The 22,754-nt window shown below is 63.7% G+C and carries 18 protein-coding genes; 2 read left to right on the top strand and 16 right to left on the bottom strand.

Annotation, left to right across the window (positions count from 1 at the left end):
* Positions 1-321: 321 nt before the first annotated feature.
* The 4 genes from B5F19_RS06380 to B5F19_RS06365 form a co-directional block, all read right to left on the bottom strand.
* Positions 322-2,205: a glycoside hydrolase family 13 protein gene (locus tag B5F19_RS06380; protein ID WP_087289096.1), complete on the bottom strand. Its 1,884-nt coding sequence runs from the start codon at positions 2,203-2,205 to the stop codon at positions 322-324.
* A gap of 59 nt (positions 2,206-2,264) precedes the next feature.
* Positions 2,265-3,203, bottom strand: a complete 939-nt coding sequence (locus tag B5F19_RS06375; protein WP_087289094.1) for a nucleoside kinase — start codon at positions 3,201-3,203, stop codon at positions 2,265-2,267.
* A gap of 73 nt (positions 3,204-3,276) precedes the next feature.
* On the bottom strand, positions 3,277-4,779 hold the full coding sequence (gene hemZ, locus B5F19_RS06370; RefSeq protein ID WP_087289092.1) for a coproporphyrinogen dehydrogenase HemZ: 1,503 nt from the start codon (positions 4,777-4,779) through the stop codon (positions 3,277-3,279).
* Positions 4,780-5,242: 463 nt separating this feature from the next.
* Positions 5,243-5,464: a helix-turn-helix transcriptional regulator gene (locus B5F19_RS06365; protein WP_087289090.1), complete on the bottom strand. Its 222-nt coding sequence runs from the start codon at positions 5,462-5,464 to the stop codon at positions 5,243-5,245.
* Between the two features lie 84 nt (positions 5,465-5,548).
* Here B5F19_RS06365 and B5F19_RS06360 point away from each other — a divergent pair, with 84 nt between their 5' ends.
* Positions 5,549-5,818 carry a hypothetical protein gene (locus B5F19_RS06360; RefSeq protein ID WP_087289088.1) on the top strand — a complete coding sequence of 90 codons (270 nt, stop codon included), beginning with the start codon at positions 5,549-5,551 and terminating at the stop codon, positions 5,816-5,818.
* A gap of 768 nt (positions 5,819-6,586) precedes the next feature.
* Here the strand turns inward: B5F19_RS06360 and B5F19_RS06355 are convergent.
* From B5F19_RS06355 to B5F19_RS06305, 10 genes are all read right to left on the bottom strand, one after another.
* The gene (locus B5F19_RS06355) at positions 6,587-7,201 is read right to left on the bottom strand and encodes an MBL fold metallo-hydrolase (protein ID WP_087289086.1); all 615 of its coding nucleotides are present in this window, start codon (positions 7,199-7,201) and stop codon (positions 6,587-6,589) included.
* Positions 7,202-7,306: 105 nt separating this feature from the next.
* Positions 7,307-7,741 (bottom strand): D-aminoacyl-tRNA deacylase, encoded by a 435-nt coding sequence (dtd, locus tag B5F19_RS06350; protein WP_087289084.1) that lies wholly within the window; start codon positions 7,739-7,741, stop codon positions 7,307-7,309.
* Positions 7,742-8,388: 647 nt separating this feature from the next.
* Complete coding sequence (locus tag B5F19_RS06345) at positions 8,389-10,629, bottom strand: bifunctional (p)ppGpp synthetase/guanosine-3',5'-bis(diphosphate) 3'-pyrophosphohydrolase (protein WP_087289082.1); 2,241 nt, start codon at positions 10,627-10,629, stop codon at positions 8,389-8,391.
* A 45-nt stretch (positions 10,630-10,674) separates the two neighbouring features.
* On the bottom strand, positions 10,675-12,741 hold the full coding sequence (gene recJ, locus B5F19_RS06340; protein ID WP_087289080.1) for a single-stranded-DNA-specific exonuclease RecJ: 2,067 nt from the start codon (positions 12,739-12,741) through the stop codon (positions 10,675-10,677).
* Between the two features lie 139 nt (positions 12,742-12,880).
* Positions 12,881-13,549 (bottom strand): single-stranded DNA-binding protein, encoded by a 669-nt coding sequence (locus B5F19_RS06335; RefSeq protein ID WP_087289078.1) that lies wholly within the window; start codon positions 13,547-13,549, stop codon positions 12,881-12,883.
* Positions 13,550-13,757: 208 nt separating this feature from the next.
* Positions 13,758-14,819: a TPM domain-containing protein gene (locus B5F19_RS17670; RefSeq protein ID WP_191346126.1), complete on the bottom strand. Its 1,062-nt coding sequence runs from the start codon at positions 14,817-14,819 to the stop codon at positions 13,758-13,760.
* A gap of 713 nt (positions 14,820-15,532) precedes the next feature.
* Positions 15,533-16,768: a toxic anion resistance protein gene (locus tag B5F19_RS06320; RefSeq protein WP_087289076.1), complete on the bottom strand. Its 1,236-nt coding sequence runs from the start codon at positions 16,766-16,768 to the stop codon at positions 15,533-15,535.
* 59 nt (positions 16,769-16,827) lie between these two features.
* The gene (locus tag B5F19_RS06315) at positions 16,828-17,034 is read right to left on the bottom strand and encodes a hypothetical protein (RefSeq protein WP_087289074.1); all 207 of its coding nucleotides are present in this window, start codon (positions 17,032-17,034) and stop codon (positions 16,828-16,830) included.
* Positions 17,035-17,225: 191 nt separating this feature from the next.
* Entirely contained in the window at positions 17,226-17,594 is a 369-nt protein-coding gene (locus B5F19_RS06310; protein WP_087289073.1) for a hypothetical protein, read from the bottom strand.
* 14 nt (positions 17,595-17,608) lie between these two features.
* A complete protein-coding gene (locus B5F19_RS06305; RefSeq protein WP_087289071.1) occupies positions 17,609-18,421 on the bottom strand; it encodes a 5-bromo-4-chloroindolyl phosphate hydrolysis family protein in 813 nt (270 codons plus the stop codon).
* A 651-nt stretch (positions 18,422-19,072) separates the two neighbouring features.
* On the opposite strand from B5F19_RS06305, the gene thrS reads away from it, so the two are divergent.
* On the top strand, positions 19,073-20,839 hold the full coding sequence (gene thrS, locus B5F19_RS06300; RefSeq protein ID WP_087289069.1) for a threonine--tRNA ligase: 1,767 nt from the start codon (positions 19,073-19,075) through the stop codon (positions 20,837-20,839).
* A 64-nt stretch (positions 20,840-20,903) separates the two neighbouring features.
* Here thrS and B5F19_RS06295 read toward each other — a convergent pair whose 3' ends face one another.
* Positions 20,904-21,866 carry a hypothetical protein gene (locus tag B5F19_RS06295; RefSeq protein ID WP_087289067.1) on the bottom strand — a complete coding sequence of 321 codons (963 nt, stop codon included), beginning with the start codon at positions 21,864-21,866 and terminating at the stop codon, positions 20,904-20,906.
* Positions 21,856-22,347: an RNA polymerase sigma factor gene (locus B5F19_RS06290; RefSeq protein WP_087289065.1), complete on the bottom strand. Its 492-nt coding sequence runs from the start codon at positions 22,345-22,347 to the stop codon at positions 21,856-21,858. Before B5F19_RS06290 ends, B5F19_RS06295 begins: the two co-directional genes overlap by 11 nt.
* Positions 22,348-22,754 lie beyond the last annotated feature (407 nt).

Below are 22,754 nucleotides of genomic sequence, written 5' to 3'. Positions count from 1 at the left end.
CTGTTTAGACGAATCCACCCGAGTATTGGCGGGGGAGCTCGAGGGGGCGGCAGCCCGCCTCGAGTGGGATCAAATGCCCTGAATGCTTTGTAGGGCAAGGCGTTCAGCGAGCGCAGCGAGGACTTTTCCACCGCGCAGCGGCGGGAAAGTAACGGCATTTTTTCAGGCTGTCGGAAAAGTCCTTGGACTTTTTCGACAGCCTGAGGGGGCACGACCCAGGTCGTGCCCCCTTCTGTTCTAAAGAGTAAGAAAAATGAAATTTGGAGCAGAGGGAGCGGTCCTTCAAGCGGCCCGCTCCCGGAAAGGCCCGCATTTGTCCGGTCAGTCCGGCTCCTGCGGGCCGTCGCTGCCCACAGACAGCTTCAGCAGGCTGCCGGTCCGGGGGGGCAGGGTGAGCACATGCCCCTGGGCGGAGATCTGAAACCGGGCCGACCCCAGGAGGAGCTCGATGCGCTCCGCGTCCTCCAGACGCAGCTCGGCGGACTCGCCTCCGGTGTTGAAGGCGGCCAGGATGGTCTCCCCCTCCGCCGACCGGGTGAAGGCCAGCAGGGGACCCTGGGCCGCCCGGTAGCGGATGTCCCCCCGGCGCAGGGCGGGGGACTCCTGCCGCAGGTGGCCCAGGCGGGTGAACCAGCCCAGCAACTCATAGTCCTCTCTCCCCCAGGGGAAGGTGCGGCGGTTGAAGGGGTCCTCAAAGCCCTCCATCCCCGCCTCGTCCCCATAGTACACCGTGGGGGAGCCGGGGAAGGCAAACAGCAGGGCGGCCCCCAGCTTCAGCAGCTCCTTGCCCCGGCGGCGCTGGTCGGCCTCCATGCGGAAGCTGGCCCGCCACTCTCGGGAGCGCTCCCGGCACTCGCTGCCCACCCCCAGGAGGGTGAGGATGCGGGGGGTGTCGTGGGTGCCCAGGGAGTTCATGGCCGAGTAGTAGGCGAAGGGGGGGTAGTTCTCCCGCAGGGTCTCCATGGTCTCCATGAAGTCCGCCGCGTCGCCCCCCCGCAGGTAGTCCAGAGCGGCCCCCCGGAAGGGGTAGTTCATCAGGCCGTCGCAGTGCCTGCCCAGGATGTGCTTCCGGCGCACCCCATAGGCCACCTTGGTGGAGCCGTCCTCCCACACCTCGCCGATGACCACCGCGTCGGGCTTCTCCGCCCGGGCGGCGGCGTGGATGCCGGCCACAAAGTCGTCGGGGAGCTCGTCGGCCACATCCAGCCGCCAGCCGTCCGCTCCGGCCCGGAGCCACCGGCGGACCACCGAGTCCTCTCCGCCGAAGATGAACTCCCGGTAGGCGGGGTCGTGCTCGTTCATGGAGGGGAGGGAGTAGATGCCCCACCAGCTCTCGTACTGGTCGGGCCACTGATAGAAGTTGTACCAGGAGTAGTAGGGGGAGTCCTGGCTCTGGTGGGCCCCCAGCTCCGGGTAGAAGCCGTCCCCGTTGAAATAGCGGCTCACGAAGCCGGTGTGGTTGAACACCCCGTCCAGCATCACCCGCATATCCCGGCGGTGGGCCTCCCGGCACAGGCGGGAGAAGTCCTCCTCGGTGCCCAGCATGGGGTCGATGGCGCGGTAATCGGCGGTGCCGTACCGGTGGTTCTCCGCCGCCTCAAAGATGGGGCAGAAGTACAGGGTGCGCACCCCCAGGCTGTGGAGGTAGTCCAGCTTTTCCTCCACCCCCTGCAAGCTGCCCCCGAAGAAGTCCCGGTTGCGGATCTCCCCGCTGTGGTCGGGGCGGTACTCCGGCTCGTCCTGCCAGGCGGCGTGTACCCACCGCCCTCCCACCATCCCCTTGGGGTCGGGGACCCGGAGACGGCGGAACCGGTCGGGGAAGATCTGATAGGTCATCCCCTCCCCAAACCAGGCGGGGACCGCCTCGCCGCCGTCGTACACCGTGAGCTGGAAGGGGCCCAGCTGCTCCCCCTTTTTGCCGTCCAGCCGCTCCAGGGTGAAGGTATACCACACCAAGCCCACATAGTCCACGGTATCCAGCACGCAGGTGAACACGTCCCGGTCCCCGTCCAGGCCGGACCAGGGCATGGGGATCTCCGCCGTCTCATCCGCCCAGAATTCAAAGCGGGCGGACAGGCGGGCCCAGGAGTAGCCCTCCGCCCGCGGAGGGCGCAGCGTCAGCGTCACCTTGGTCCCCGAGGCCACCGCCCCATAGGGGTCCTTATACCGGATGTCCCGGGAGTCAAAAATGGTTGGTCCTGTCATGGTATCACCTTAGTTTCTCGTTCTTTGTTGGGCGGCCGCTGGCCGCCCCAACAGATGGATCAGGAGTAGTGGTAGCTGCCGCCGCCGATGAACTCCCGGAGGAGGGAGTCTTGATCCACCAGCTCCGGGGCGATGGGCTCGAAGTACTGGAAGGCCTCGATGAGCTCCAGCAGCTCGGCGCGGCGCACGTTCTCCTCGGGCACCGCCTGGAGAAGGGGCAGGGCGTAATTCTTCATCACCGACACCTCATAGGGGAGGGAGGAGTCGAAGATGATATCCGCCCGGTTCTTGTAGGGGGAGATGTACAGCTTCTCCCCCCGGCGCACATTGGCCCACATCTCCAGGGTGTCCTCCACATCGGTGCCCCGGAAGTTGTAGTCCCGCACCGCCCGGCGGGTCAGGCGCATCCAGGTGCCCTTGAAGCGCAGGACGGAGCCCTCGTTGACGTTGGACCGGGCGGAGATGTACAGCTTGGTGGCCTCCGGGTGGCGGCCGGCGATGTCGTTGTTGAGGGCGTGGATGCCCTCGAACACCACGATCTCATTCTTGCCCAGCTTCAGGGGAGTGGCCCGGCTGTCATTGCGCATATGCCGGGCAAACTCATACTTCGGAATCCAGATCTCCTCCCCTTTGGACAGGGCGGTGAAGTGCCGGTCCAGCAGCTCCATATCCAGGCACAGGGGGGATTCGTAGTCGATGTCCCCCTCCGGGGTCCGGGGAGCGGTGCGGGGGTTGATGGTATGAAAGTAGTTGTCCATCGCCACCGCGTGGGTGTTGACCCCCCGGCGCTGGAGCTCCTCGGCGATTTTCATGGCGGTGGTGGTCTTTCCGGAGCCGGAGGGGCCGGAGAGGAGCACGATGGGGCTGTGTTCCAGATTGGTGAGGATTTTATCCGCGGCCAGGGACACCCGCTGGGCGTAGTTGTCGTCGCACTCGGCCAGGAACTCCTGGACGTCCGTCTGGATGCGGCGGTTGATCTCCTGCAGTTGATAAGCCATGGGAAAAACTCCTTTCTGTCAATCGGCTGTGTTCAAATCCGCGCTCTGGGCATGTTGACATGTCAAGCAGGGCCTAAGTCCGGTCCCGGTAAAAGGCCGCGATTTCGTCCTTCTGGGCCAGAATCTTGTCCCGGGAGGACAGGTAGTCGTGGGGGTACTTGGGGTTGGGCAGGCGGACGATCCGCCCGTTTTTCCGGTCCACCAGCTTGGTGACCCCGCCGCCTCCGATGGAGACCACCGTCTGCAGCTCCTCCATCATGATGATATTATAGACGCTCTCCTTGCCGGGGAGACACCAGCCCACGTTTTCCAACGAGCCGGACATGTACTTCTGCCGGTACAGGTAATAGGGCAGGAAGCCCGCCTCCCGCAGCGTGTCCCGGGAGAAGTCCAGCATGCGGGCGGTCTCCTCCCCGCTGGGGAGAGCGCCGCCCTCCTCCATCAGCCGGGAACCCTTCTTCAGGGCCAGGGTGTGGACGGTGACATTCTCCGGACGCAGGGCCAGCACCCCCTCCAGGGAGCGGCGGAACCCCTCAAAGGAGTCCCGGGGCAGGCCGGCGATCAGGTCCATGTTGATGGAGTCGAAGCCCACCTCCCGGGCCAGGGCGTAGGCATCCAGAATGTCTTGGGCGGAGTGTTTCCGTCCGATGGCGGCAAGCACCTCGTCCTCCAGGGTCTGGGGGTTGATGGATATGCGCTCCACCCCCTGGTCCCGCAAGACCTCCAGCTTCTCCCGGGTGATGGTGTCCGGGCGGCCCGCCTCCACGGTATACTCTACGCAGGTTTCCAGGGGGAGATGCGCCCGGGCGGAGGAAAACAGCCGCTCCAGCTGTCCGGCGGACAGGGTGGTGGGGGTGCCGCCCCCCACATACAGGGAGTGGATGGACAGGCCGCTCTCCCTCAAAACCCGGCCGGTATATTCCACCTCCTCCAGCACCGCCTCCAGATAGGGCTCCACCAGCTTCAGGGTCCGGCCCACGTCGGCGGACACAAAGGAGCAGTAGGCGCACCGGGTGGGACAGAAGGGAATCCCGATGTACAGGGACACCTGGTCCTCCCGTACCTCCCGGTCCACCGCCAGGCTGGCCTGGGCGCAGTCCACCGCCAGCTTGGCCCGGAGGGGGGAGACCCGGTACTCCCCCTCCAGCTCGGCCTGGGCCTGCTCGGGCGTGCCCCCCGCCAGCATGCAACGGGTGGGCAGCTTCACCGGGCGCACCCCGGTGAGGGCCCCCCAGGGGGGCTCCTGGCCCAGCACGGCGGTCCCCGCCTGGTAGAAGGCCATCTTCAGGGCGTGCTGGAGGGTGTGGTACACCCGCTCCGGGGCCTCGTCCAGAAGGCGGCTCTCCACCTGGGTCTCTCCCTGGGCGGTCCCCTCGGGGCGGGTGACCCGGGCGGTCACCGCCGTCCGGTCCGGCTTCCGGTCCAGAGAAAAAACCGCCTCGTTGCCGGAGGGGGCGTACCCCTCCGGGTACTCCGGGCGCTCCCCGGGGAACAGCATGAGCATCATCTGCTCCACCGAGTATTTGTAGCGCTCCGGCTGCCAGTTGTAGTTGGGAATTTCAAAATACAGCTTCATAACAGTACCACTTGAATTGTTTTTTTGGGGAGTTTCGCCGCCTCCCTATTTTTAGCCTTCCCCCTGGGGGCCGACTTGGCGGAGAATTTTAAATGGTGCGGTTCCACTCCTGCGCCTGGCTTTGCCGAGCCAACGCTCCGGGTTCGTTTCCGCCGTAGGGGCGGCCTTTGGCCGCCCGCGGGCGCGCACAGCGCGCCCCTACTACGCAACCGTTTCGGTTATACCGTAGGAGAGGGGCAGTCTACGGAGCAAGCATTGTCAGAAGAATACCGTAGGGCGGGGGCTGAAGGTGAATCGGCCGAAGGCCGAGAGAAGCCACCCTGGGGTGTGCCCCCGCCGCCGTAGTTCGAAACGCAATCCGTTAACCGGCGGGCCGGTCTGGGACCGGCCCCTACGGCGTTCACCGGACAGGCTTTTGTATTTTTGTAGGGGCGACCCCTGCGGCCGCCCGCCTACACAGGTCCTACGGCATCCGCTCCCGGGTCTCGCTGCGGCCGGTGAGGTAGTCCAGGCTCACGTCAAAAAAGTCAGCCAGGGCCAAGAGTTGAGGATATTCTGGGCGGCGCGTGCCGGATTCATAGTATTGATAGGCCCGCAGGGATTTTCCAAGAGTGTCACCAACCTCTTGTTGCGTCAATCCCTTTTCTTTCCGCAAAATGCGGAGACGCTCAGATAAATCAGGCATGGAAAAGAACACTCCTTCTTGACATGCAACTTGTGGTCGTATATAATGAATATGACCAAAAGTTGCATATTGGAGGGATATAGGATGAACTGTCTGCTTCACAGTATTTTCTTCGACAACCCCGAACTTCCGGAACAAGTCTGCCGATTCTGCGAGAGCATCCCGGAATATATCCAGGCCCGGGAGGAATATTACGCGCTGGCCCAGGAGCTGGAGGAGACCATGGGCCGCCAGTGGTATTTTACCTTTGAAGACCGGCTGAATCAATACTGCGGCTGGGAGAGCCGGGCGTATTATCTGTTCGGTCTGAATCTCCGCCGGGAGATCCTGGAGGGGCTGCTGGGGGAGAGGTAAAGGGCGCGCGCCCTGCCGAAGCGACCGGAGCTTCCCCAGAGGGCGGCTCAGGTGTGCCGCCCCTACGAAAGAGCCGGGCAATTCCCGGTGGGCACCCTCATCCGCCCCCTTCGGGGGCGCCTGTCCCTACCCCCTTTGGCCTTCGGCCATTTCCCCCTGACGGGGGGAAGGCTTACGGACGACCGCAAGAGTCGCCCCTACGGATGCCATCCCAATTCGGCGGCGGGGGCACACCCCAGGGTGGCTTCTCTCGGCCTTCGGCCAGCCACCCTCCCCTAAAGGGGGAGGCATTGCGGGAGGGGCAAATCCCTATCCCCTCTGTCTCGCTGCGCTCGACATCTCCCCTTGATAAGGGGAGTCGTCCCCTCCCCTACGGCATAACCGAACCGGTTGCAGTAGGGGCGCGCTGTGCGCGCCCGCAGGCGGCCAAAGGCCGCCCCTACGGTGGAAATCAAACCCGGAGCGTTTGCTCGGCCGGGTCAGGCGCGGAAGTAGAACCGCACCAGCTCTCATTTTCCACCCACCCAGGGCCCAGTGGCCCGGCAGGAATTTAGAGTGTCACTCAGATTTTGCGCGCCGGTAATTCTGCAAAATCCAGCAGGTACGCGTTCCCCGTAATGGGGGGACCGGGGGTAAGCGGTCCTGTGGACCTAGGCGGAGCGTCAGCGGAGCCGTAGTCCACCGGCCGCGTCCCCCGGCGATTCTTTGGTGACTTTCTCATCGCTGAGAAAGTCACTCGCCCCGCAGGGCGAAACCCTGCAAAAAGGCTTACCCTCTCATAGCCTCCATCAAAAACGGATTATACCTCCGCTCCTGCTCCAGGGTGGAGGTCCGGTCGTGTCCGGGACACACATGGAAGTCCCCCTCCAGCTCTCCCAACCGCTTGAGGGAGGCCATGATCTGCTCATAGCTGCCCCCCCGCAGGTCGGTGCGGCCGCAGGAGCCGCAGAACAGGGTGTCCCCGGTAAAGAGCACGTCCCCCACCCGCAGGGTGACGGAGCCGGGGGAGTGGCCCGGGGTCTCCATCACCTGGATGGTGAGGGAACCCAGGGTGAGACTGTCCCCCTCCTTGTAGTGCTTCAAACCGGCCACCTGCCCGGCCAGTGGGTACAGGGTGGACCCGGCCCCGTTGGCGTCCGCCTGGTGGATATACACCTGGGCGTCCGGGAAGCGCTTCTTCAGATCGGGCACTCCGGTGGTGTGGTCGTAGTGGCCGTGGGTGAGGAGGATGTACTCCACCTCCGCCCCGTCCTTTTGAAGCACCTGGGCGATCTTGTCCGCCTCGTCGCCCGGGTCGATGACGGCGGCCTTGTTGGTCTTGTCGTCCTCCAGAATATAGCAGTTGGTGCCGATGGGTCCCACCTGCATCATTTTTACCTTCATAAAAATCTACCCCCGTGTTTTTAGATAGGAGTGATGAGATAGGAGATAGGAGATAAACGCGTTATCCGGCGAGATGGGAATATCTCCTATCTCCTCACTCCTATCTCATAACTCAAATAGGATGGTGACCGGTCCGTCGTTCACCGAGGCCACCTGCATGTCCGCGCCGAACTCCCCGTGCTCCACCTGGAAGCCCCGGGCGCGGCAGGTCTCCATAAAGCGCTCGTACAGGGGGACGGCCAGATCGGGCTTGGCGGCCCCGGTGAACCCCGGGCGGCGAGAGGAGGTGTCGGCGTACAGGGTGAACTGGGACACCACCAGAAGGGAGCCCCCCACCTGTTCCAGATTCAGGTTCATCTTGCCGTTCTCATCCTCAAACACCCGGAGATTGCAGATCTTCTCCGCCAGCTTGTCGGCCACGGCCTCGGTGTCGCTGGGGCCCACCCCCAGCAGGACCAGGTATCCCTTTTCAATGGCCCCCACCGTATTGCCGTCAATGGAGACGGAGGCGGAGGATACTCTTGTGACTACTGCACGCATTGTTTCACAACCTTTTAGATTCTTGTGAGAATTTCACCGTCACGGCGGCGGGAGGGGCAAGCCCCTCCCCTACGGCTTTCCAAAAACGATTCTTAATCTGGGTAGGGGAGGCCCTTGGGCCTCCCGTCCGAATTCACACCAGGAGCGATGGCTCGGCAAAGCCAGGCGCAGGCGGTAAACCGCAACAGCGGCAATTTTTGCAAACCCAGGGCCCAGTGGCCCGGAATAAATCGCGGAGGCCACTCAGATTTTGTGCGCCGGGAATGCTTTGCCCACCCCAAGGGGTACCCCCCGTAATGGGGGTTCTAGGGGACGGGCGGCATGGAGGCGGGAGGCTTTGCCGAACCGCCGATTGCGCCCGCCCCCTAGCGGTTCTCAAGGTGAATTGCCCCAAAGGGGCAAGAGAGGGTGGCCTGGGCCATTGGTGACTTTCTGGCCGTCCAGAAAGTCACTCGCCCCGCAGGGCGAAACCCTGCAAAACGGCGCGCCCCACAAAAGGAAATCCGAAACCTGCCCCCTCATCCGCCCCCTTCGGGGGCACCTTTCCCTATCCCCTCTGGCCTTCGGCCATCTCCCCTTGACAAGGGGAGTCGGCCCCCGAGGGGAAGGCTAAAAGGGGGGGCGGCGAAATCCCCCTGCAAAATCCATTATTTCCCTGACACCCGCGCCACATGGTAGACGCCCTGGATATTGTTAAGCTTATTGATGACGCCGGCCAGCTCGTCCTTGTCCTTGACCTCCACCTCGATGCGGACGATGGCGTGGCCGTCGGGCTGGGAGCGGGCGGACAGGGCGGTCACCTTCACCTTGGCGGCGGACAGGGCCATGGCCACGTCCAGGGTCAGGCCGTCCCGGTCCTTGGAGGACAGCTCCAGGGAGGTCTTGTAGTTGGGCAGGGGGCTGCTCACCCAGGCCACCCGCACCCAGCGGGAGGCCTCCTCCGGCTTGCGCCGGTCCGGGTCGGCGTTGGGGCAGTCGGCCCGGTGGACGGACACGCCGTAGCCCCGGGTGATGAAGCCCACCACCGGATCGCCGGGGACGGGGGTGCAGCACTTGGCGAATTTCACCAGACAGTTGCCCAGCCCCTCCACGATGATGCCCGAGTCGGAGTGCTTGTTGGAGCCCTTCAGCTGCAGAGGGTCCACCTGGGCGGTGGAGCCGGGGACGATGACGCTCTCGGCGGTGGTGCGGGCGGCGGCGGCCGCCTTCTCCGCCTTCAGGCGGCCCAGGCGCAGCAGCTCGTCCTTGATCCGGGCCACGCTCTTGACGGCGGTGGTGCCCCCGTAGCCGATGGAGGCGTACAGCTCATCCAGGGTGCCGAAGCGCACCTTCCGAAGGATGTTGGGCAGCACGTCCTCCGCCGTGATGGCGGAGAGGGGGATCTTGGCGTGTTTCAGCTCGGACTCAAACAGAGCCCGGCCGGTGGCGATGTTCTCCTCCCGGCGCTCCCGCTTGAACCACTGGCGGATCTTGTTCCGGGCCTCGTTGCTCTTGGCGATCTTCAGCCAGTCCCGGCTGGGTCCCTTGGCGGACTTGGAGGTGAGCACCTCCACAATGTCGCCGTTTTTCAGCTGGGTGTCATAGGGGACCATCCGGCCGTTCACCCGGGCGCCCACCATGCTGTTGCCGATGGCCGAGTGGATATTATAGGCGAAGTCGATGGGAGTGGCCCCGGCGGGCAGGCTCTTCACATCCCCGTTGGGGGTGAACACAAACACCTCGTCGGAGAACATGTCCACCTTCAGGGTGCGGACGAACTCCTCCGCGTCGGTGTCCTGCTGGCTCTCCAGCAGCTTGCGCACCCACTCGAAGTCCCCCTCGCTGCCCAGCTTCTTATTGGCCATCCCCTGCTTGTACTTCCAGTGGGCGGCAATGCCGTACTCCGCCGTCTGGTGCATCTCCCAGGTGCGGATCTGCACCTCAAAGGGGATGCCCTCCCGGCCGATGACGGTGGTGTGGAGGGACTGGTACATATTGGGCTTGGGGGTGCCGATATAGTCCTTGAAGCGGCCCAGCACCGGCTTGAACATGTCGTGAATGCAGCCCAGGACGTTATAGCACTCGGGGATGTCGTCCACAATCACCCGGAAGGCATACAGGTCAAAAATCTCGTCCAGCGTCTTGTTTTGAGTAAACATTTTGCGGTAGATGGAGTAGGTGTGCTTCACCCGCCCATAGACCTTGCAGCGGATGCCCTCCTGCTCCATGCGCTGCTGGATGCGCAGCTGGATGGAGGCCAAAAACTCCTCGTGGGCGGCGGAGCGCTTGGCCATCTCGTCCTCGATCTCCTTGTACCCCACCGGGTCCAGGTAGCGCAGGGACAGGTCCTCCAGCTCCCACTTCAGCTTCTGCATGCCCAAGCGGTGGGCCAGAGGGGCGTAGATCTCCATGGTCTCCAGGCTCTTCTCCCGCTGTTTCTTGGGGGACTGGTACTCCATGGTGCGCATGTTGTGGAGCCGGTCGCAGATTTTAATGAGGATCACCCGGATGTCATGGGCCATGGCCATGAGCATCTTCCGTAAATTCTCCATCTGCTCCTCTTCCTTGGAGACGTACTGCACCCGGGTCAGCTTGGTGACGCCCTCCACCAGATCGGCCACCGAGGTTCCGAACTTCTTGGCGATCTCCTCGTGGGTGGCGCCGGTGTCCTCAATGCAGTCGTGGAGCAGGGCGGCAATCACCGAGTCCACATCCAGGCCCAGGTCGGCCACAATGTCGGCTACCGCCAGGGGGTGGATGATATAGGGCTCGCCGCTCTTGCGCAGCTGGCCGTGGTGCTCGGTATCCGCATAGGTAAAGGCCTCATACAGGCGCTTGGTGTCCAGATTCGGAGTATAGGAGGCCACCTTGTCCTCCAAAGCCTGATAGCGTTCCAAAATTGGGTCCATACGATCACCTTTTTCTTAAATTCAGCCGCCGCCGGCGGCTAAATGCTATGTTTCCTGCGTAGCCTCCCGCAGGCGGCGCAGAATGGCGGAGGCGTTCAAATCCACCTTGTGCTCCAAACGGTGGAGGGTGATCTGCACCCGCCCGGACTGGCGCTCCAGGGAGATGAGCCCCCGCTCCTCCATGACCTCCAGACACACCAGGGTGTGGTTGGGCCGCTCGCTCTGGCCGCCGGAGCGGGCGGATTTTTGGGCGATGCGGGCCAGGGTGTCCTCCAGAAAAGTCTGCCCGGCGCACTGGCGCTCCAGATAGCGCCACAGGCAGACAAATTCCGCCCGGGTGGGCAGCAGGGACTGGGCCTCCTGGGGGGAGAGGGGTTCCCCCTGGCGGTACTTCTCATAGATGGACTGCTCCAGCTGGGCCCGGGTCATGGCGTGGCGCAGGTCCACCACCTGGAGCTGGACCGAGCGCACCCCGCGGAAGTCGTTGATCTGGGGATAGAAGGCCACGTCCACCCGGCAGCCGGGGGTCAGCCCCAGCTCGCTCCCATCCACCGAGAAGAAGATGGCGTCCAACGGGACGCCCCGCCCCTCCAGCCGCAGCTTCAAATGCCGCCCCCGGCCCACCTGGGCGGCGCTGATCACATGGGCCCCGGTGAGTACCAGCACCGGCCTGGGATTGCCCGCCCCGCAGGGCTCCAGGGCGTCCAGGGCCTCCACCGCCTCCACGGTGAGCTCCTGGGGCAGGACCGCCGCGTCGATGTCCAGCAGGGAGGGCAGCTCCTCTCCCGCCTGCTCCTCCAGCACCAGCTGGCGCAGGCGGCGCTCCAGGGCGGGGATGTTTTCCTCCCGGACGGTGAAGCCGGCGGCCATGGCGTGGCCCCCGAAGCCCTCCAGCAGGTCCTGGCACTGGGTCAGCAGGTGAAACAGGTTGACCCCGCCCCAGGACCGGCAGGAGCCCTTGCCCATTCCCTGGTCCAGGCAGACCATAAAGACCGGGCAGGAGTACTTCTCCGTCAGGCGGGAGGCCACAATGCCCACCACACCCTGGTGCCAATGCTCGTCCGCCAAAAGGATGACGCCCGACTGGGGCCGGCGCTCCAGCCGCTGAACGCACTCCTGGAAAATCTCGCACTCAATGGTCTGCCGCTCCCGGTTCAGGGCGCACAGCTCCTGGGCCAGAGCGGCCGCGCGGCCCGGGTCCCGGGTGAGGAGGAGCTCGGCGGCCAGATCGGCCTGCCCCATCCGCCCCGCCGCGTTGATCCGGGGGGCCAGGGTGTAGCCGATGGACACCGAGGTCACCGGCTTGTCCCCCAGGCCGGCCTCCTCCATCAGCTGGGCCAGCCCCACCCGCCTGGGGTGGGCCAGGGCGGCCAACCCGGTCTGGACAATGGTCCGGTTCTCCCCCGTCATGGGCATCACGTCGGCCACGGTGCCCACCGCCGCCAGATCGGCGTACTCCCGGAACACCAGGCCGGCCCGGTCCGGTCCCGCCGCCGCCATGGCCAGCTTCAGGGCCACCCCCACGCCGGCCAGCCCCTTGAAGGGGTAGGGACAGTCGGGGCGGTGGGGGTCCACCACCGCCGCAGCCTCCGGGATGGCCTGCTTGCACTCATGGTGGTCGGTGATGACCACGTCAATCCCCAGCTCCCGGGCAAACTCCACCTCCCGGGCGGCGGTGATGCCGCAGTCCACCGTGATGATCAGCGTGACCCCCTGCCGGGCCAGGTGGAGGACGGCCTCCTGATTGAGGCCGTAGCCCTCCTCCAGCCGGTCGGGGATGTAGGAGCGCACCCGCCCCCCCAGCCGGGTGAGGCAGTCGGTGAGCAGACAGGTGGCCGTAATGCCGTCCACGTCGTAGTCCCCATAGACCGCAATGGTCTCCCCCCGCTTCAGGGCCCGGGTGACCCGGAGGACCGCCCTGTCCATGTCCTTGAGCAGCATGGGGTCCAGCAGCGGCTCTTCCCCGGGGGTGAGCAGCTTCCATGCCTGCTCCGGCTCTGTCACGCCCCGGGCGGACAGGACGCAGGCCAGAAGGGAGGGAATGCCGGCCCGCTCCAGCTGGGCCCGCCCCTCCGGGGAGGGATGGGCGATTTTCCACTGCTTATACCGCATGGCCGGTCACCTCCTTCCGCCTGTGTGGGACCAACAGGTATATTACGGCAGTATCAAAAAATATTATAGCATAGTTTGGTGAATTGTTACAAGTAAAAAAAGAGGGGCGGCCTGGTCCGGCCGCCCCCTGGCGTTTGCGCTATATGGCCCCTCTGCTCCCCCCACGGACGGGCAACTCCCGGCCCAGCCGGACCTCCTCCAGAGGGAGCAGGTTCATAATGGACACCTCAAAGGCGGTGCGCTCCTCCACCCGGTCCCCCAGATTCTTGGTGTATGTACGGCTCTGCAGGCGGCCGTCCAGGCCCAGAGAGCTGCCCACCGCCATCTCTCCGCACAGGTGGGCCAGGCTGCCCCAGGCGATGCAGGGCAGGTAGTCGGCCCGGCCGTACCGGCGGTTCACCGCCAGAATCATGTCGCAGATGGTCCGACCCAGGGGGGTGGAGCGCAGGCTGGGAGGCTTGCACAGGGTGCCGGAGAGCAGCAGACGGTTCTCGTCCTCCCGCTCCTCCAGGAGCAGCTCCTTGGCGAACACGCTGATGACCAGGCGGCTTCCCACCCCGGAGCGGTTGTTGAAGGTGCGCACCTCTCCCCGGACTGTGACCTCCTCCCCCCGCTCCAGCCAGCCGCAGCCCTCCAGCAGGGCGCGGGGAGCCATCACATTCACTTGATCGGCCGCCCCGGACAGGCGGCCCACCACCAGGGGAAAGGAAAAAAACTCCACCTCATGGTTGCGGTGGGAAAAGGCGGGCGGGTGGGCGGCCCGGCCGTGGAGGACCATGCGGTTGACGTCCGTCCCGGTCTGCTTCATCCTGGATCACACTCCCAAACTCGTTTGTTCCTCCTATCTATATGAGGTCTCGTCCCCCTGTATGTCCGGAATTTCCACTCCAAACCGTATTTTATATTTCAGTATATCCGTTTTGTATTTGCAAAACATAAAAAAGCGGACCGCACCTGACTCCAGGTACGGTCCGTTTCTTGTGCGTACTGTGATAAGGAAGCGGCCTTCCGGGGCGTTATCTGCGGCCAAATCCGCCGCCCCGGGAGCCTCCCCCGAAGCCGCCGCCCCGGGAGAACCCTCCTCCGCGGGCGCCGCCGCCGAAGCCGCCCCCGCGGGAACCGCCGAAGCCGCCTCCAAACCCGCCGCCCCGGGAGAAGCCCCCGCCGCGGGCTCCGCCGGAAAATCCGCCGCCCCGGCTTCCTCCCGAGCCGCCGAAGCCGCCGGGCCCCTGGAAGCCGTTGAAGCCGCCTCCGCCGGGCCGCCCGCCCGGGCCCCGAGGCCCTCTGGGGGGAGGCGGAGGGGGCCGCCGCCAACGCCGCCGGTACCAGCCCCAGCCGGGGCCGTGCCAGAACAGGATGGGACGGAACACATAGGGGGGATTGGGCACGCCGTAGTACCGCTGGCGGTAGGAGGTATAGCGCATGCTGTCCAGCACGCTGGCAATCACCACCAGAATCACCAGCAGGACCACCACCGCGCCCAGCATCTCCCCGGCGCTGCGTCCGCCGTATACCTGATTCCCGCTGTTGTCCAGATAGCCCAGACCGTAGTTGTCCAGGTAGAACTCGTTGATTCCGTCAAAGAGGTTCAGCACCCCCGCGCCAAAGTTTCCGGCCATGGCGTCCTCATAGAGGTACCGGTCCAGATAGGAGGACACCTGGCTGTCCGTCATGGGGTAGTCCGGCCCCACCGCCAGATAGCAGTCCCCGTTTTCCGCATTCACTACCAGGATGCCGTCGGCGGAGGCCAGCTCGATCTCCACCCCCAGGTTATAGGCGTAGTCGCCGATGTCCTCCGAGAGGGAGGACACCGTGGCCACGGCGATGAGGCTGTCGTACCGCTCCACCCAGTTGGCGTTGTACAGGGCGATCTGGTTCTCCTGGGCGTCTGAGAGCACATCCGCCCCGTCGCTGATCCAGTTCAGGTAGGTGCCGGCGGACAGAGAGGTGTCCAGCTCCGACGAGGGGGGCGGCACAGCCTCCGCCTGGGCGCCCCGCCACCGGCCGATTCCAATGGCGGCGGCGATCATCAGCACCGTGAGCAGGACGGCCACCCCTGTTTTTCGAAAAATTTTCATGGCGTCTCCATTTCTCAAGTATGACATTTCCCTAAAAAGTTCGCTGATCCCGGGCGGGGACCGCAGTCCGGGTGCGCACCCTCATCCGTCTGGTCTTTGACCAGACACCTTCCCTCTGGTAGGGGGAGGGCCCGATGGGCTTGGTCCTCCCGTCCATCGGGGGAGAACCGGGCGGCCCCATGTGGCCGCCCCTACGAAGAGATTACAAACCATCCGGGACGGGCGGGTCTGGGACCCGCCCCTACGGCGGAAATGAACCGGGAGCATTGGTTCGGCAGAGCCAGGCGCTGTTGTGGAACCGCAGCAGCTGCAATTTTTGCAAACCCAGGCCCTAGTGGGCCGGGAGGAATCGCGGACAGCCACTCCATTTTTGCGCGCCGGAAATTCAATACCGAGCCAAAGGGATAACCCCCGTAATGGGGTCCGGGGAAAGCGGTCCTATGGACCTAGGCGGAGCCGTAGTCCATCGGCCGCGTCCCCGGTGGCGTTTTGGTTCCTTTGCCGCCATGGGCAAAGGAACTCGCCGCCCGCAGGCGGCGAAATCCTCCCTGCGTAACATGAAATTGTTGCAAAACCTGCCCCCTCATCCGTCTGGCCTTCGGCCAGCCACCTTCCCCCCAGGGGGAAGGCTTTTGGAGGGGGAGCACCTCTCATCCGCCGGGGGAAGGCTTAAAAGGAGCAGACTGCAAAATCCCCGCGGTCAAAAATAGAAATCAGCCTCTCAGTTCCAGCAGCTTCTGCTTCAGCTCGCCCTCGATTCTTCCCAGCTCCACCTCGGCCTCTTTCCGCTTCTGGCTGCCCTCGTTCTGAATCTTCATCACCTCGTCCAGGGTGGAGATGAGCTGCTCGTTGGTGTGCTGGAGGGTCTTAATGTCCACGATGGAGCGCTCGGCCTCCCGGGCGGTCTCCACGGTGCCTATTTTCAGCATGTCCGCGTTCTTCTGGAGCAGCTGGTTGGTCATCTCGGTAACGGCGGACTGGGCCTGGGTGGCCTGGCGGGAGTGCTCCAGCCCCAGGGCCAGCACCATCTGGCTCTTCCACAGGGGGATGGTGTTCACCAGGGAGGACTGGATCTTCTCCAGCATGAGGGTGTCGTTGTTCTGGAGCAGACGGGTCTGGGGGCCCATCTGGACGGAGATCATCCGGGTGAGCTCCAGGTCGTGGATCTTCTTCTCAAACCGGCTGCACAGGTTGGCAAAGTCGTTGTAGGCCTGGGCGTCCTCCTGGCTCCCCGACTTGGCCGCCTTCTGCTTTAAATCCTCCAAATCGTGGGTGCGTAAATACTCCAGGCGCTTCTTACCGGCGATGATATACATGGTGAGCTCTTTGTAGTACTTGGTGTTCAGCTCGTACATCTGGTCCAGCATGGCGATGTCCTTCATCAGCACCACCTGGTGGTTCTCCAGGGCCCGGACGATCTTGTCCACGTTGACCTCCGCCTTGGCGTAGCTGGCCTTCATGGCCTCCAGCTTGTCCCGCTTCTTCTTGAAAAAGCCGAAGATGCCGCCCTCGTCCTCCTCCTGGCCAAAGCCCTTCAGCTCCACCACCAGGGAGGACAGGGCCTCGCCCACCTCGCCCAAATCCTTGGTGCGCACGCTGTTCAGGGCGTTCTCCGAGAAGGAGGCGATGTTCTTCTGGGCGGCGGCCCCGTACTGGAGCACCACGCTGGAGTCGGTGACGTCGATCTTCTGGGCGAACTCGTCCACCATCTTCCGCTCCGCCTCGGTGAGCATGGACTCGTCCAGCTTCACCGCGTTGGCGTCCCGCTGCTTCTGCCGCTCCTCCTCGGAGAGGACGCTCTCACCCTGCACCGGGGCGGCTTCCTGGGCCGCCGCGCCGGGGTCCAGGGTCAGGGTGGGGGCCTCCGGGGCGGCAGGGGCGGCGGCCGCAGCCGCGTCCGCCTCGGGCGTCAGAGTCAGGTGCGGGGTCATATCCAGATTATCGCTCATAGTCGTGTTCCTCCTAAAATTTACATTTCCTACGTCTGTATGTTTGTATGTTATCTGTCTTATGTTTCAGTATGCAGCCATTTCCAGAACCAGCGAAGGGCGCAGGCCGCAAACAGCAGGAGCAGCAAGATATAATGTCCCCAGCTTGAGGCGTCAGTTTTCAGAGCGCTCCAAATCTGCGCGCCCCACAAAACCGCCCCCACAGTCCATATCAAAGCCACGATCAAACAGATTTTTTTGCCGGGAGACTGCTTTTCAGGTTTCATCAATAATCCCTCCCCTTTTCTTACAGCTCCAGGGTAGTCCTCTCCCCGGAGGTCTTGGGCCGCTCCGGTCCACTCAGTCCCTTCTGGGCCAGCAGGTTCTCCATGATGGTGACGTCGGTGGAGATGTCCATAGCGTCCATCCGGGCATAGGTGTTGAAGATTTTGAAAGAATATCTAAAAATTGTTTCCAGTCAGTCGTCTCTTCGAAGGTGGTAAAAAAACTCATACCACAGGGTCAGCGTCCATATGGAACAAAGCCCCAGGACAATCCACTGCTCCGGCATCACAAGATTTCCGGCCGCTCCACTGAGAATCAGCAGACCGGTAACAAGGGCTGCGCGAAAAAGCCGCATTCCATGCCCCATTTCTCTGCCAACCCAGCGGGACAGTTCCAGCAGGGCGCACAAGACAGCGCCCGCGGCTAACATGATGCCGTTGGGAAAATGCTCCCCGTCTCCAGCAGACAGCCAAATCAAAATAACTGCCATCGCAGCAAACAGCAGGGCTGATCCCAGAGGCCGCCAGCTGCTTTTGGGGGTGGCGTCCCTTTGAACTTTCATGGGATTTCTCCTTATTATAACTCCAGGGTGGTCCCATCTCCGGAGGTCTTGGGCCGCTCCGGTCCGGCCAGCCCCTCCTGGGCCAGCAGGTTCTCCATGACGGTGATGTCGGTGGAGATGTCCATGGCCTCCGCCCCAAAGAGGGAGTCCAGCTGTTTGTCGAAGGCCTTCACGATGGTGCCCATCATGTCCTCCACCTTGGCCTTGGTGGCGTCGATATTCTCCCCGGAGATGCCCACGGCGTCCATCCGGTCATAGGCGTTGAGGATTTTTAAGGTGGTGGGCAGGAAGTAGTTCAAAAACCGGCGGATCTGGGGGAGCTTTTTGGGCTCCTGGATCACCTGGTCGATGATCTGCCGGGTGACCTCCTCCAGGTGGTCGATCTGGGCGGAGATGGTCTCGTCCTCGATGCTGTCGTTGAGGCGGCGCATCTCACTTAAAGCCCGCTCCCGCTCCAGGATCAGCTTGTCGATCTCCAGATTGCCGGTGCTCTTGGCCTGCTGGGCCTGGCGGGCCTTCTCCTCCTGCTCCCGGCGCTGCCGCTCCTCCCGCTCCGCCTGGGCCTTCTCCCGGGCGGCGTGGGCCTCCTCGGCGCGCTTCTGGGCCTCCTGCTCCGCCTGCTTCTTCTCCTCCTCGTCCTCCCCGCCGGCGATCTGGTAGCTCTTATCCGGGAAAATGGCCTTTCCCACCACAAACGCCGCCACCGAGACCAGGGCGCACAGGATATAATCCACCGGCTGGTACAGGCGCAGGCCCAGCCCGAACACCAGCCACACCACCCCCACCAGATAGATGGGGATTACCGAACGCTTTACATGCTTTGCCATGGCAGTTTCCTCCTCCGGCCAATGTGCTGTTCAGGACCGGATATCTTGCCCCCATTGTATCATTCCGCCGGTAGGGGGTCAAGAAAATTCCCTGGATTTCAGGCAAAGTGCCTCCTTTCCCCACGGGGATATCCGATGTTTCAATTTCCCACCTTGACAATTCTCCTCCCCGGTGATATAGTACCCCTGTCAAATTGGCAACGATGGAGAAGAAGCCGCAAAATCCGCCCAGAGAGGGACGCAGAGGCTGGAAGCGTCCTGCGAGCTTTTGCAGCCGGTACCACTCCAGAGCCGCTGGCGAATGCAGAATGCAGAATGCAGAATGCAGAATGGACCTCCACTCTGCCCCTCGCGTTCTGTTCGGCAGAAAGCTATGCCGGGCCCGCCCGTTACAGCGGTCACAAGCGACGGCCTGTTTTGGGGCCGTAAGCAGGGTGGAACCGTGGGACGTATTGGATTATTTACGCCTCACCCCTGACACACTCAGGGGTGAGGCGTTTTGTTTTGCCCCGAAACACTGGCTTCCCCTTTAGGGGAAGCTGTCGAGCGAAGCGAGACTGATGAGGCCGGATACAGGACCGCCTCATCCGTCATTTGCTCCGCAAATGCCACCTTCCCCTGAAGGGGAAGGCTTATGAGGAGGTTATTTCTATGTCCGAAGAAGTGAAAAACAACGAATTTACCTTTGAAAATCCCGAGTACCGCCAGACCTACTGGCACACCTGCTCCCACATCATGGCCCAGGCGGTGAAGCGCCTGTGGCCCGAGGTGAAGCTGGCCATCGGCCCCTCCATCGACGAGGGCTGGTACTACGATATGGACGCCCCCTTCGCCTTCACCCCCGAGCACCTGGAGAAGATCGAGGCGGAGATGCGGAAGATTTGTAAAGAGAAGCTGAAGCTGGAGCGGTTCGAGCTGCCCCGGGCCGAGGCCCTGAAGTTCATGGAGGAGAAGGGCGAGCCCTATAAGGTGGAGCTTATCAACGACCTGCCCGAGGACGCCCACATCTCCTTCTACAAGCAGGGGGAGTTCACCGACCTGTGCGCCGGCCCCCACCTGGACTCCACCGGCCGGGTGAAGGGCAACGCATTAAAACTCACCGCCTGCAACGCCGCCTACTGGCGGGGCGACTCCAACCGGGAGACCCTGCAGCGCATCTACGGCATCGCCTTCCCCAAGAAGGACGAGCTGGACGCCTACCTGCAGCGCATTGAGGAGGCCAAGAAGCGGGACCACCGCCGCCTGGGCAAGGAGCTGGGACTGTTCATGCTCCGGGACGAGGGCCCCGGCTTCCCCTTCTTCCTCCCCAAGGGCATGGTGCTGAAGAACACTCTGCTGGACTACTGGCGTCAGATCCACAAGAAGTACGGCTATGTGGAGATCTCCACCCCCATCATCCTGAACCGTCAGCTGTGGGAGCGCTCCGGCCACTGGGACCACTACAAGCAGAACATGTACACCACCGTCATCGACGGCGAGGACTACGCCATCAAGCCCATGAACTGCCCCGGCGGCATGCTGGTCTACGCCAGCGAGCCCCACTCCTACCGGGATCTGCCCCTGCGGGTGGGTGAGATCGGCCTGGTCCACCGCCACGAGCTGTCCGGCGCCCTCCACGGCCTGTTCCGGGTGCGCTGCTTCAGCCAGGACGACGCCCACATCTTCATGACCCAGGACCAGCTCAAGGACGTGATTCAGGAGACCGTCCGCCTGTTTGACGAGGTGTACTCCACCTTCGGCCTGAGCTACACCATCGAGCTGTCCACCATGCCCGAGGACCACATCGGCACCGTGGAGCAGTGGGAGCACAACCAGGACATCCTGAAGGACGCCATCACCGACATGGGCAAGGACTTCGTCATCAACGAGGGCGACGGCGCCTTCTACGGCCCCAAGCTGGACTTCCATCTGGCCGACTCCCTGGGCCGCACCTGGCAGTGCGGCACCATCCAGCTGGACAGCCAGCTGCCTGAGCGCTTCGAGCTGGAGTATACCGGCGAGGACGGCCAGAAGCATCGCCCCGTCATGATCCACCGGGTGGTGCTGGGCTCCATCGAGCGCTTCATCGGCGTCATCACCGAGCACTTCGCCGGGGCCTTCCCCGCCTGGCTGGCCCCCGTCCAGGTGAAGATCCTGCCCGTCACCGACCGGGCCGCCCAGTACGCCGACCAGATCGCCCAGAAGCTGGACGGCGACGGCTACCGGGTGGAGGTGGACCACCGCAGCGAGAAGATCGGCAAGAAGATCCGGGAGGCCCAGCTGGAGAAGGTCCCCTATATGCTGGTGGTGGGCGACCGGGATATGGAGAATGAAACGGTCTCCCTGCGCCTGCGCTCCGGCGAGGACCAGGGCGCCATGTCCCTGGCCGACTTCGAGGCCATCATCGCCGAGGACGTGCGCACCAAGGTGATCCGGTAATCAAACCCAAATTCGATTTTATCAAAGCAGGCCCCCCGGCGTTCCGGGGGGCCTGCTTTTGCGTCTATTCGGTTGGTTCCGGCTGGTAGGTGAGCAGCTGGGACAGCTCCAGGTGGTCCAGAATGTCCCGGATCTCCTCCAGCTCCATCTGGGTGCCGTGGAGCGTGCAGATCGTGTGCTCTGTGCTGATGGCGGTATAGAAAACAGATTTTCCCGTGACCGACGGAATGATCTCAATGGACACCACCGCCCCGTCCTTAGTCTCGTACTGCTCCTGGTACTCCTGTCCTGTCAGGTCCACCGAGTACCAGTCCGGCCAGGTATACCGTGCGTTATAGGTAAAGCCAAATTCAAAGGCCGCCCCATCCTCCCCCGTATACTCTCCGCTGAAATAACGGCCCCAGACCTCCCCGGTAGCCAGGTCCGCGTCATAGCCATAGGACATGCCCATGGGGGACGGGGTGTACTGGCCGTCCAGCCAGAAAGCGTGGGGGACTGCTTCGGGCCAGAAGGACTCCAGATCAGCCATGGAGTCCGCCCAGTAAAAGACGGTCTGGGTCTCGGTCTGGCTGTCCTCCCAAATGCAGCGCTCCCTCCAGTCGTCCTCCGGGCCGCCCTGCTCGCGGCTCACCAGCGAATATCCAAGCTGGGACATATTCTCCAACACCTGCTCCAGAGGTACAGGTTCATAGTCTCTGGGCAGATTTTCCCGCACGTGCACCTCCGGGGTGGGCTCTCCGGCCTCCTCCGCCTTGATGACCTCCCAGCGGCCGGCCCCCTCGTTCTTCACCCGTTGGATGGTATTCTGCCGCAGGGCTATGCCCACCGTCCCGGCGGTGCAGGCCGTCAGGGCCAGGGCGGCCGCCAGCAGCACCAGAATCCGCCGCCTTCCCCACTTCCGGCCCCCGCTCCGCTCCGGCAGCCGCTCCAGCTGCTCCTCCAGCCGCGCCGAAAATCCCTCCGGGATGGGGCAGTCCTCCCTCTGGGCCCGCTCCCGCAGCTCCCGGTCCCATGGTTCAAAGCTCATAGATACCCTCCTCTCGCAAACGCTCCCGCAGCTTGTCCCGGCCCCGGGACAGGCGGGATTTGACGGTCCCCTGGGGCGCCCCCAGCACCTGGGCGATCTCCCCCACCGACAGGCCGTCGTAGTAGTAGAGCGTCACCGCCAGGCGCTGCTCCTCCGGCAGGGCCTGGACCAGCTCCCACAGCCCCAGGGGCTCCTGGGCGGGGGCGGCGGCACAGGCCGCCTCCTCCAGGGGGACGGTGGGCCGCGCCCGGCGGCGCTGGTCATAGGCGCAGTTCACCGTGATTTTCAGCAGCCAGGCCCGGGCCGACTCCCGCCGCCGCAGCCTGGGAAAGGCCTGCCAGGCCAGCAGGACGGCCTCCCCCACCGCGTCCTCGGCGGCCGCGTCGCTGTCCAGAAGCGCCCGGGCCGCCCGAAACAGGGCGCGGCTGTGGGCCTGGACCAGGGCGGCAAATTCCTGCCGCTCCCCATGGTCTTCCTTCATCGTCCACCGCCTCCTCTCATTTGTCCGGACACTATATAGATGGGTTTGAGAGAGAAATGGTTCCCAAGTTTTTAAAAAATGCTGTTACTTTTGCGCCGCTGTGCGGCGCAAAAGTCCTCGCTGTGCTCGCCGAACACCTTGCCGTGCAAGGCGTTCGGAGCATTCGATCCCACTCGAGGCGGGCTGCCGCCCCCTCGAGCTCCCCCGCCATAACTCGGGCGGATTCCTCTTAATAGAGGTTTTTCGGCAAACTGAAAGTGCGGGCCATAGGCCCGCACTCAGGCTGTCGAAAAAGTCTAAGGACTTTTCCGACAGCCTGCAAAAATGCCGTTACTTTTGCGCCGGTGTTCGGCGCAAAAGTCCTCGCTGCGCTCGCTGAACGCCTTGCCATGCAAGGCATTCAGGGC

The organism is Pseudoflavonifractor sp. An184 (assembly GCF_002160305.1).
Lineage (GTDB): Bacteria > Bacillota > Clostridia > Oscillospirales > Oscillospiraceae > Lawsonibacter > Lawsonibacter pullicola.
The sequence above is the reverse complement of the archived record's forward strand: the minus strand, read 5'-3'. Positions and strand labels throughout refer to the sequence as shown.